Source organism: Micromonospora marincola (assembly GCF_056150385.1).
Genome location: NZ_JAXCFT010000033.1, coordinates 1 through 12915, shown reverse-complemented (window position 1 = coordinate 12915; position 12915 = coordinate 1). Strand labels below are relative to the sequence as shown.

Below are 12915 nucleotides of genomic sequence, written 5' to 3'. Positions count from 1 at the left end.
CCAACACCCCGAGATGGCCCACCGCGACGAACCCGTCTTCCTCGACGCCTTCACCGCCGTCTGCGCCGAACTCGACAAACACCTCGACCGGCCCCTACGCGAGGCGATGGTCGACGCGGTCCACGAAACCCGCTACACCCAACCCGCCCTCTTCGCCACACACGTCGCCATGCACACCCTCGTCACCAGCTGGGGCATCACCCCCGACTACCTCACAGGCCACTCCATCGGCGAACTCTCCGCCGCCCACCTCGCCGGCGTCCTGACCCTGCCCGACGCCGCCCTGCTCGTCACCGCCCGAGGACGACTCATGCAGGCCGCCACCGCAGGCGGCGCCATGATCGCCATCGAAGCCACCGAGGACGAGCTGACCTCCATGCTCGACCCGGACACCGTCTCCATCGCCGGACTCAACTCACCCACCAGCACCGTCATCTCCGGCGACACCCAAGCCGTCACCGACATCGCCGCACACTGGGCCGCACAAGGACGACGAACCAAGAAGCTCACCACCTCACACGCCTTCCACTCCCCCCACATGGACAGCGTCCTCGACGACTTCCAGGCCATCGCTCAGACCGTCACCTACCACCCCGCCACCATCCCCGTCATCTCCAACCGGACCGGAGACATCGCCCCAGCTTTCGACGCCGCCTACTGGACCCGACACATCCGCGACGCCGTCCGCTACCACGACACGGTGTCCACCCTCGACGCCGCAGGCGTCACCACCTACGTCGAACTCGGACCCGACAACACCCTCAGCGCGCTGACCCGGGCCTGCCTGCCCGAGGACACCACCGCCACCATCACCGCCGCCCACCTCGGCCACCACGCACACGCCGCACTGCACGCGGCCGGCCGCGAGACGGTCTGGACCACCACCACACCCGCCGGCCGGCTCACCGACCTGCCCACGTATCCGTTCCAGGGTGAGCGTTTCTGGGTCCGGGCCCGGCCCGGTTCCGCGGCGCTCGGACTGACCGGCACCGGCCACCCGCTCGTCGAGGCCGCGCTGCCGCTTGCCGACGACGACGGATGGCTGCTCACCGGCCGGCTCTCGCTGCGCACTCACCGCTGGCTGGCCGACCACGCCGTACTCGACACGGTCGTGCTGCCCGGGACCGCGCTCGTGGAACTGGCCGTGCACGCCGCGGACCGGGCGGGCTGCCCGGGCGTGGAGGAGTTGACGCTCCAGGCGCCGCTCGTCATCCCGGAGCGGGGAACGGTGCGGCTCCAGGCGACCGTCGGTGGCCCCGACGAACGGGGACGGCGACAGTTCTCGGTGCACTCCCGCCCGGACGGCCCCGGCGCCGCCTGGACCGCGCACGCGAGCGGCACGCTTGCCGGCCGGTTCACCGGCGGTGACCCGGATGACCTGGCCGAGTGGCCGCCCGCAGGCGCCGTCCCGGTGGACACCGAACCGCTCTACGACCGGCTGGCCGCCGCCGGCTACGGCTACGGGCCCGCCTTCCAGGGGCTGCGCACCGCCTGGCGGGCCGGCGACGAGGTGTACGCCGAGGTCACGCTCCCCGACGAGCAGCACCCGGACGCCGACCGGTTCACCGTGCACCCGGCGCTGCTCGACGCCGCGCTGCACGCCACCGCCGCCACCGCGACGACCCTGGACGAGGCCCACCTGCCGTTCGAGTGGTCGGACGTGCGGGTCTTCGCCACTGGGGCGACGAGCCTGCGGGTCCGGCTGCGACAGGTCACCGGCGGGATCTCGATGCTGGTGACGGACGAGTCCGGCGCCCCGGTCGCCGCGGTGGCCTCGCTCGCCACCCGACCGGTCACCGCCGCGCAACTGGCCGCGACCGCTCCCCGTACCGGTGGCACGCTCTACCGGCTGGGCTGGACGCCGCTGAACGGCACGGCGGACGCCGGCGCGGACGAGCCGGTCGCCGTCCTGGGTGACGGTCCGGCCGGGCCCGGTCTGGTCGGCTATCCCGGCCTGGCCGAACTGGCCGCGGACGACGATCGCCCCGCGGTGGCGCTGGTCGCGGTGCCGGCCGGTCGGCACCCGGCCGACCATGGGCCGGTTCGGGACGCCCTGCGGCTGATGCAGGACTGGCTCGCCGAGGATCGGCTCGCCGGCACCCGCCTGGTGCTCGTCACCCGGGGCGCGGTCGCGGTCGAGCCCGACGAGGACGTCACAGACCTGCCCGGCGCAGCCGTCTGGGGTCTGACCCGGACCGCCCGGAACGAGCACGCCGACCTGTTCCACCTGCTCGACGCGGACGGAGGTGGGATCCCGGCCGAGGTGCTCCAGCGGCTCGTCGCCGGCACCGAGCCCGAGTTGGCGGTTCGCGGCGACCGGTGCCACGTTCCGCGCCTCGCCCCGGTGGACGTTCCGCGCCTCACCCCGGAGGCCACCGGCACCGGGATGGACCGGGACGGCACGGTGCTGATCACCGGCGGCACCGGTGCCCTCGGCACACTGCTGGCCCGGCACCTCGTCACCAACCACGGCATCCGGCGACTGCTGCTGACCAGCCGCCGTGGCCCCGACGCGCCGGGCGCCACCGACCTGCACGCCGAACTCACCGCACACGGCGCTGAGGTCACCATCGCCGCCTGCGACACAAGCGACCCCGACGCCCTGGCCGCGCTGCTCGACGACCACCGACTGACCGCCGTCATCCACACCGCGGGCGTCCTCAACGACGGCCTACTCACCGACCTCACCACCGACCGACTCGACACCGTCCTCACCGCCAAGGCCGACAGCGCCTGGCACCTGCACGAACTCACCCGCAAGCACGACCTCACCGCCTTCATCACCTACTCCTCCATCGCCGGCACCCTCGGCAACCCCGGACAAGCCAACTACGCCGCCGCCAACACCTACCTCGACGCACTCGCCACCCACCGGCACGCGCACGGCCAACCCGCCACCTCCCTCGCCTGGGGCCCGTGGGCCGCGAACGGCGGGATGGCGGCAGACGGTGGCCGGGGCCGGGGTGTGCTGCCGCTCGACGCCGAGGAGGGATTGGCGCTCTTCGACGCGGCTCTGCGCGCGGCGGCCGGGCCCGTCGTCGTACCCGTCACGTTTGATCTGGAAAGGCTGGCGGAGGCGGAGCCGCTGCCGGCGGCGGTGCGCGGCCTGGTCCGGGTCCGGGCGCGGCGTGCGATCGCCGGCGCCGGGTTGCGGCTCGCCGGGCTGACCGGGGCCGAGCGGCGGACGGCGCTGCTCGACCTGGTCCGCGGCCGGGTCGCCGCCGTGCTCGGACACGGGTCGGCCGCCTCGGTCGACCCCGCCCGCGCCTTCCAGGACCTGGGCTTCGACTCACTTACCGCGATCGAGCTGCGCAACCAGGTCGGCTCGGCCACCGGGCTGCGCTTGCCCGCGACGATGGTCTTCGACTACCCGACCACGGATGCCCTCGTCGGACACCTGATGACGGAGCTGGGCGGCGGGCGGGAGACGGCGACCGTGCGGGCCGCGACGGCGGTCGACGGCGACCCGATCGCCATCGTCGGCATGGCCTGCCGCTATCCCGGCGGCGTGACCACCCCGGCGGAGCTGTGGGAGCGGCTCGCGTCCGGCGCCGACGGGGTCGCGGCGTTCCCCAACGGCCGGGGCTGGGATCTGGACACGCTCTTCGATCCGGATCCGGACGCGACCGGGAAGTCCTACGTCCGGGAGGGCGGTTTCCTCTACGACGCGGACCGGTTCGACGCCGACTTCTTCGGCATCAGCCCGCGGGAGGCGCTTGCCATCGATCCGCAGCAGCGGCTGCTGCTGGAGACGTCGTGGGAGGCGTTCGAGGCGGCCGGGATCGATCCGGCGGCGCTGCGCGGCTCCTCGACAGGCGTCTTCGCCGGCGTGATGTACGGCGACTACGGCGCCCGTCTCTACGGTCAGGCTCCGGACGAGTTGGAGGGCTACCTGGGCACCGGAAGCGCCTACAGCGTGGCGTCGGGCCGGGTGGCGTACACGTTCGGCCTGGAAGGTCCGGCGGTCACGGTCGACACGGCCTGCTCGTCGTCGCTCGTCGCCATGCACCTCGCCGGCCAGGCGCTGCGCACCGGCGAGTGCGACCTCGCGCTGGCCGGCGGTGTGACGGTGATGTCGACGCCTGGAACGTTCATCGAGTTCAGCCGGCAACGCGGCCTGGCCCCGGACGGGCGGTGCAAGTCCTTCGCCGCGGCGGCCGACGGGGTGGGCTGGGGCGAGGGCGCCGGCATGCTGGTCCTGGAACGGCTCTCCGACGCCCGCCGCAACAACCACCCGATCCTCGCCGTGATCCGTGGGTCTGCGGTCAACCAGGACGGCGCGAGCAACGGCCTCACCGCACCCAACGGGCCGTCCCAGCAACGGGTCATCCGCCAGGCCCTCGCCAACGCCCGCCTGTCCCCCGCCGACGTCGACGCCGTCGAAGCCCACGGCACCGGCACCACCCTCGGCGACCCCATCGAGGCCCAGGCGCTGCTGGCGACCTACGGGCAGGACCGACCCGCCGAACGGCCACTGTGGCTCGGCTCCATCAAATCCAACATCGGCCACACCCAGGCCGCCGCCGGCACCGCCGGAATCATCAAAATGATCCTCGCCATGCGGCACGACGAACTGCCGCAGACCCTGCACGTCAACGAACCATCCCCGCACATCGACTGGAACGCCGGAAACGTCACCCTCCTCACCCACCCCCAACCCTGGACCCCCAACGGCCACCCCCGCCGCGCCGGCGTGTCCTCATTCGGCATCAGCGGCACCAACGCCCACGTCATCATCGAAGAGCCGCCGGCCGCCGCCGCGCCGGATCCGGAGCCCGCCGGGACGCCGGTGCCGTGGCTGCTCTCCGGCCGCACGGCGGATGCCCTGCGCGAGTCCGCCGCACGGTTGCTCGACCACGTCGACGGCAAGGCGGACGCGGACATCGCCCACACCCTGGCCCGCCGCGCCCAGCACACCCACCGCGCCGTCATCCTCGACAACCACCGCGAAGCGCTCACCGCCCTCGCCGCCGACAACCCACACCCCGCACTGGTACGCGGCACCGCCCGCCAGGCCGGAAAGATCGCGTTCCTGTGCACGGGTCAGGGCAGCCAACACCCGGCAATGGCGGACCTGCGTGACCCCGTCTTCGTCGACGCCTTCGAAGCCGTCTGCGCGGAACTGGACAAGCACCTGGACCGGCCGCTGCGTGAGGCCATGGTCGATGCCGTCCACGAGACCCGCTACACCCAACCCGCCCTGTTCGCGATGCACGTGGCATTGCACGCCGTCGTCACCGGTTGGGGCATCACGCCGGACTATCTGACCGGGCACTCCATCGGTGAGTTGTCCGCCGCCCACCTCGCCGGCGTGTTGAGCCTCCCCGACGCCGCGCTCCTGGTCACCGCCCGCGGACGACTCATGCAGGCAGCCATCGCAGGCGGCACCATGATCGCCATCGAGGCGACCGAGGACGAGTTGGCCCCCATGCTCGACGTCGAAGCGGTCGCCATCGCCGGACTCAACTCCCCCACCAGCACCGTCATCTCCGGCGACACCCAAGCCGTCACCGACATCGCCGCACACTGGGCCGCACAAGGACGACGAACCAAGAAACTCACCACCTCACACGCCTTCCACTCCCCCCACATGAACCCCATCCTCGACGAGTTCCAGACCATCGCTCAGACCGTCACCTACCACCCCGCGACGATCCCGGTCATCTCCAACCGGACCGGCGAGATCGCCCCGCCCTTCGACGCCGCCTACTGGACCCGACACATCCGCGACGCCGTCCGCTACCACGACACGGTGTCCACCCTCGACGCCGCAGGCGTCACCACCTACCTCGAACTGGGACCCGACAACACGCTCAGCACACTCACCCTCGCCTGCCTCCCCGACGACCACGAGTCGGCAGTCGTGCCCACTGTCGAGCCCGCTCGGGCCCGCGCCCAGCTGCACGTCCACGGACACGACCTGGCCACACCCGTCGTACCGGCGGTCGGCCGGCACACCGAGCTGCCGACGTACCCGTTCCAACGCCAGCCCTACTGGCTGCACCCGCCCGCGGCCCGGAACAGCCCGGACGGCCTCGGCCAGGCCGCTACCGGCCACCCCCTGGTGCAGGCCGAGGTGGAACTCCCGGACGGCGGTCGCGTCTTCACCGGGCGGATCTCGCTGCCGGCCCAGCCGTGGCTGGCCGACCACGTCGTGCAGGACCTGGTGCTGCTGCCCGGCGCGGCGTTCGCGGACCTCGCCCTGCACGTCGCCGGTCAGGTCGGCGCCGTCGAGGTCGCCGAGCTGACCCTGCACGCGCCGCTGGTGCTGGCCGAGCGCGGCGGCGTGCAACTGCGGGTGACAGTCGACGGCCCCGGCGACGACGGCGCCCGTTCGCTTGCCGTGCACTCCCGGGACGAGAAGGCCCCGCACGGCGCGGCCTGGACCCAACACGTGACCGGCACGCTGACCGAGGCGGGCTCGGAGGCCGTACCGATGTCGTTCGCGACCGGCGCGTGGCCCCCGCCCGGGGCCGTACCTGTCGATGTGGCCGGGATCTACGACCGGCTCGGCCGGTCCGGTCTGCACTACGGTCCGGCGTTCCAGGGCCTGCGGGCGGTGTGGCGCGCCGGTGACGTGCTCCTCGCCGAGGTGGAGCTGCCGGCCGAGGCGGCCACCGCGGGCTTCGGCCTGCACCCGGCCCTGTTGGACGCCGCCCTGCACCCGGCCGCCGCCGACGGCGAGGAGATGCTGCGGCTGCCCTTCGCCTGGCGTGCGGTGACGTTGTACGCCGCCGGCGCCGGCGCGGTCCGGGTGCGGCTCACCCCGGACGGCCCGGACGCGATCTCGCTTGCCGTCGCCGACGAGACCGGCGCCCCCGTCGCGTCGGTCGGGTCGCTTGCCACCCGGCCGGTCTCGGCCGCGCAGCTGGCCGCCATCCGACCCGGCGGACAGAACCTGCGCTACCGGCTGGACTGGTCGCCGGCCGGCCCGTCGGGCGCGGCACCTGCCGTCGTCCACCTCGGCACGACGCCGGACGGGAACCCCGACCCGGCAGCGATCGCCGGCTCGGCCCCGGTCCCGGACTCGGTGCTGGCCACGGTGCCGGCCGGGCGCGATCCGGGTGACCACGAGCCGGTCCGCTGGGCGCTGCGCCTAATGCGCGAGTGGCTGGCGGACGAGCGGCTGGCCGGCACCCGGTTGGTGTTCGCGACCCGGGGGGCGGTCCCGGCCGCGCCCAACGCGGACGTCACCGATCTGCCCGGCGCGGCCGTCTGGGGCCTGATCCGGTCGGCGCAGAACGAGCACCCCGACCGTTTCGTCCTGTTGGACCTCGACCCCGACGGACCGGTCGACGTGGCCGACGTGGCGCCGGAGTCGCTGGCCCGCGCGGCCTCCGGGGCGGAACCGCAACTGGCCCTGCGTGCCGGCGTGTTGCTGGCGCCCCGGCTGGCGCCGGCGGCCACCGAACCGGCGGCCACCGCGGGCCCGGCCCTCGATCCGGACGGCACCGTCCTGATCACCGGCGGCACCGGCGCGCTCGGGGCGGTGCTCGCCCGCCACCTGGTCACGACCCACGGGGTCACCCGGCTGCTGCTGACCAGCCGTCGGGGGCCGGACGCCCCCGGCGCGGCGGACCTCCGCGCCGAACTGCGCGACCTCGGCGCCCGGGTCAAGGTCGTCGCCTGCGACATCGCCGACCGGAAACAGGCCGGCGCGCTGCTGCGCTCGGTGCCACGCCGGCACCCGCTGACCGCGGTGTTCCACACCGCCGGCGTCCTCGACGACGGCGTCGTCGAGTCGCTCACCCCGGACCGTCTGGACGCGGTGCTGGCGCCGAAGCTGGACGCCGCCCACCACCTGCACGAGCTGACCGCCGACCGGCCGTCCGCCGCGTTCGTGCTCTACTCCTCGGTCGCCGGTGTGCTTGGTAGCCCGGGCCAGGCGAACTACGCGGCTGCCAACGCCTACCTGGACGCGCTCGCCGCGCACCGCCGGGCGCGTGGGCTGCCCGCAGTCGCCCTGGCCTGGGGCCTCTGGGCGGCGGACGACGGCATGGGCGGGGACGCCGAGGCCGGTCGGGCGGCGCGCGGTGGCCTGCTGCCGCTCGCCGCGGAGCAGGGGTTGGCGGTGCTCGACTCGGCCCTGGTAGGCGGGCCGCCGGCCCTGGTAGCGGCCCGGTTCGACCTGGCCGCCGGCGCGGCCGGCGGGCTCGTCCCGGCGGTGCTGCGAGGTCTGGTCCGGGTCCCGACCCGGCGGGCGGCTGCCGCCTCAGTGCCGCTCGACAAGCGGCTGGCCGGGCTGGCCGGACCGGCACGGGACCGGCTGGTGCTGGACCTGGTCCGGACCGAGGTCGCCGGCGTGCTCGGACACACGGACCCGTCGGCCATCGACGTGGAACGGGGCTTCCTGGACCTGGGCTTCGACTCGCTCACCGCCGTCGAACTGCGTAACCGGCTGGCCGCGGCGACCGGGCTGCGCCTGCCCGCCACCACGCTGTTCGACTACCCGACACCGGCCGGGCTCGCCGCCCAACTGCGGGTGGAGGCGGAGGCCCGGGGCGGTGCGCCCGCCGAGCGGGACGCGGACGCCGAACTGCGGGACCGGATCGCGGCGATCCCGTTGGCCCGGTTCCGCGAGGCCGGCCTGCTGGATCTGGTGCTGAGCCTGGAGAGCCAGCCGGACGAGTCGGCCGGCGGCGACGGCGACGACCGCGCGGACGACATCGACGCGGCCGACGTCGACGACCTCGTGCAGATGGCGCTGGCCCGCGCCGAGGACCGGACCCGCTGACCACCACCGACCATCCCACGACGACCGCACCGACGACGAGATCCGGAGCACCTGTGATGCCTGCCGAGAATGTGGCCGCGACGACGAACCCGACGACCGACCCGGCGCGAACCGACGAGAAGCTCCGCGACTACCTGCGGCGCGCGACGGCCGACCTGCGGCAGGCGAACCGACGGTTGCGGGAGCTGGAGTCGCGGGACCACGAGCCGATCGCGATCGTGGCGATGAGCTGCCGCTATCCCGGCGGGGTGGGATCCGTCGCGGACCTGTGGCGGCTGCTCGCAACCGGCGGCGACGCGGTGAGCGAGTTCCCGGCCCGGCCCGGCTGGGACACCGACGAGCTGTACGACCCGGACCCGGACGCCTCGGGCAAGTCGTACGTCCGGGAGGGCGGGTTCCTCCACGAGGCGAACGAGTTCGACGCGGACTTCTTCGGGATCAGCCCGCGCGAGGCGCTGGCCATGGATCCGCAGCAGCGGCTGCTGCTGGAGACGTCGTGGGAGGTGTTCGAGGGGGCCGGCATCGACCCCGAGTCGCTGCGCGGCAGCGCGACCGGGGTGTTCATCGGCGCGACCGGCCAGGACTACATGGTCCGGTTGATGCAGGGTCTGGAGAGCGTCGAGGGGTACGTCGTGACCGGCAGCTCGGCGAGCGTCGCGTCGGGCCGGGTGGCGTACACGTTCGGTCTGGAGGGTCCGGCGGTCACCGTGGACACGGCGTGTTCGTCGTCGCTCGTCGCCATGCATCTGGCCGCGCAGGCGCTGCGCGGCGGCGAGTGCGATCTGGCCTTGGCCGGCGGCGCCACGGTGATGGCGACGCCCGGCCTGTTCACCGAGTTCAGCCGGCAGCGTGGCCTGGCCCGCAACGGCCGCTGCAAGTCCTTCGCCGCGGCGGCCGACGGGGTGGGCTGGGGCGAGGGCGCCGGCATGCTCATCCTGGAACGGCTCTCCGACGCCCGCCGCAACAACCACCCGATCCTCGCCGTGATCCGTGGGTCTGCGGTCAACCAGGACGGCGCGAGCAACGGCCTCACCGCACCCAACGGGCCGTCCCAGCAACGGGTCATCCGCCAGGCCCTCGCCAACGCCCGGCTGTCCCCCGCCGACGTCGACGCCGTCGAAGCCCACGGCACCGGCACCACGTTGGGTGACCCGATCGAGGCACAGGCGCTGCTCGCCACCTACGGCCAGGACCGACCCGCCGAACGGCCCCTCTGGCTCGGCTCCATCAAGTCGAACATCGGCCACGCCCAGGCCGCCGCCGGCGTCGGCGGAGTGATCAAGATGGTCCAGGCCCTGCGTCACGACCTGCTCCCGCAGACGCTGCACGTCGACACCCCGTCCCCGCACGTCGACTGGTCGGCCGGGAACGTCGCGCTGCTCAGCGAGGCCCAGCCGTGGGAGCGCAACGGTCACCCGCGCCGGGCCGGGGTGTCGTCGTTCGGCATCAGCGGCACCAACGCCCACCTGATCATCGAAGAGCCGCCGGCCGCCGAAGAGCCGGAACCGGCCGGTACGCCGGTGCCGTGGCTGCTGTCGGCCAAGACACCCGCCGCCCTGGCCACCCTGGCCGCCCGCCTCACCACCGCCACCACGTCACTGCCGAGCGACGATGTCGCCCACACTCTGGCTCGCCGCGCCCAGCACAGCCACCGCGCCGTCATCCTCGCCGACCACCACGAGGCACTGGCCGCCCTGGCCGCCGATGAACCACATGCGTCCCTGGTGCGCGGCGTCACCCGCCCGGCCGGAAAGGTCGCGTTCCTGTGCACCGGGCAGGGCAGCCAACACCCGAAGATGGCCCACCGCGACGAACCCGTCTTCCTCGACGCCTTCACCGCCGTCTGCGCCGAGTTGGACAAGCACCTCGACCGGCCGCTGCGCGAAGCCATGGTCGACGCCGTCCACGAGACCCGCTACACCCAGCCGGCGCTGTTCGCGATGCACGTGGCCATGCACGCCCTCGTCACCAGTTGGGGCATCACCCCCGACTACCTCACCGGCCACTCCATCGGCGAACTCTCCGCCGCCCACCTCGCCGGCGTGCTGAGCCTCCCCGACGCCGCGCTCCTCGTCACCGCCCGAGGACGACTGATGCAGGCGGCGACACCCGGCGGCGCCATGATCGCCATCGAAGCCACCGAGGACGAGCTGACCCCCATGCTCGACCCGGAGAAGGTCTCCATCGCCGGACTCAACTCACCCACCAGCACCGTCATCTCCGGCGACACCCAAGCCGTCACCGACATCGCCGCACACTGGGCCGAGCGAGGACGACGCACCAAGAAGCTCACCACCTCACACGCCTTCCACTCCCCCCACATGAACCCCATCCTCGACGAATTCCAGACCATCGCTCAGACCGTCACCTACCACCCCGCCACCATCCCCGTCATCTCCAACCGGACCGGAGACATCGCCCCACCCTTCGACGCCGCCTACTGGACCCGACACATCCGCGACACCGTCCGCTACCACGACACGGTGTCCACCCTGGATGCCGCAGGCACCACGACCTACGTCGAACTCGGACCCGACAACACCCTCAGCGCCCTCACCCACGCCTGCCTCCCCCACGACCACACCCACACCATCACCAGCACCCACCTCGGCCAGCACGCCCAAGCGGTGCTGCACGCGGCGGGCCGCGACACCACCTGGACCACCACCACACCCGCCGGCCGGCTCATCGACCTGCCGACCTACCCGTTCCAACGGCAGCCCTACTGGGTGCAGGGCCGCCCCGGGGACGCCGGCGGCCTGGGTCTGGGCGGCACCACCCACCCCCTGCTCGGGGCGGCGTTGCCGCTTGCCGGCGAGGACGGCTGGGTGTTCACCGGCCACCTGAGCCTGAAGAGCCACGCCTGGCTGGCCGGGCACGCCGTGCACGGCACCGTCCTGCTGCCCGCCACCGCGTTCGTGGACCTGGCGTTGCACGCCGCCGCCCAGGCCGGGGCCGCAGGCGTCGACGAGCTGCTGCTGGAGGCCCCGCTGGTGCTCGACCCGCGCGGCGCCGTCCACCTCCAGACCGCGGTCGGCGCGCCGGACGAGCGGGGCGGCCGGACCGTCACCGTCCACTCCCGCCCGGCCGCCGACGACCAGGCGCCGTGGACCCGGCATGCGAGCGGCATGCTGCGCCCGCCCGGATCGGCACCGGCCGAGGGCACTGCGGAGGAGCTGTCCGGGACGTGGCCGCCCGAGGGCGCCACGCCGGTGGACGTCACCGGGCTCTATCCCGAGCTGACCGCCGCGGGCCTCGACTACGGCCCGACCTTTCAGGGTGTCCGGGCCGCGTGGCGCGACGGCGACGTCGTCTACGCCGACGTCCGGCTGCCCGACGACGCCGACCCGGACGGCTTCGGCGTACACCCGGCGCTGCTCGACGCGGCCCTGCACGGCATGGTGCTCGGCGCCGCCGCCCGGGACGCGGCGGACCCGGCGATCCGGTTGCCGTTCGCCTGGTCCGGCGTGACGCTGCACGCCGGCGGCGCGACCCGGCTACGGGTCCGGCTGGCGCCGGCGCCAAGCGGCGACGCGGTCTCGGTGCAGGTCGCCGACCTGTCCGGAGCCCCGGTCGCGTCGATCGAGTCACTGTCGCTGCGGGCGGTCTCGGCGGAGCAACTGGCCGCGGCCGGTCCGCGCGCGGACGGCTCGCTCTTCGAGGTCCGGTGGGCGCCGGTGCGGCCCGCCGACGAGCCGGACGAGGCGGCGACGGTGGTGCTCGGCGCCGGGGACCACCCGGACGTCGAGGCGCTGTTCGCCGCCCTGGACGCCGGTCAGGAGGCGCCGGCGACGGTGGTCGCGGCGGTGCCGGCCGGTGGATCCGGCGCCGATCACGGTCCGACCGCCTGGACTCTTGAGCTGACCCGCCGGTGGCTGGCCGAAGACCGGCTGGCCGGTACGACGTTGGTGCTGCGTACCCAGGACGCGGTCGCGGCCCAGCCTGGTGACCGGGTGGCCGATCCGGCGCAGGCCGCGGTCTGGGGTCTGGTGCGGGTCGCCCAGTCGGAGCACCCCGACCGGTTCGTGCTTGTGGACGGCGCGGCGGAGGTCGTGCCGTCGCTGCCCGCCCTGCTCGCCACCGGTGAGCCGCAGTTGGCCGTCCGGGACGGGGCGGCCTACGCACCGCGCCTGACCCGGACGACGGACGCGCCAGTGCTGACCGCCCCCGACGGACCCTGG

2 protein-coding genes are annotated in these 12915 nt (G+C 73.9%); both read left to right on the top strand.

What is annotated here, in order from left to right:
• Positions 1-13: 13 nt before the first annotated feature.
• A complete protein-coding gene (locus SM450_RS30700; RefSeq protein WP_474623274.1) occupies positions 14-8734 on the top strand; it encodes a type I polyketide synthase in 8721 nt (2906 codons plus the stop codon).
• A 53-nt stretch (positions 8735-8787) separates the two neighbouring features.
• Positions 8788-12915, top strand: a 4128-nt coding sequence (locus SM450_RS30695; RefSeq protein ID WP_474623273.1) for a type I polyketide synthase, incomplete at its 3' end; no start/stop codon positions are given.

Coding starts and splice junctions, on each gene's coding strand:
- SM450_RS30700 (WP_474623274.1), top strand. CDS start 14: ATGGCCCACCGCGACGAACCCGTCTTCCTCGACGCCTTCACCGCCGTC.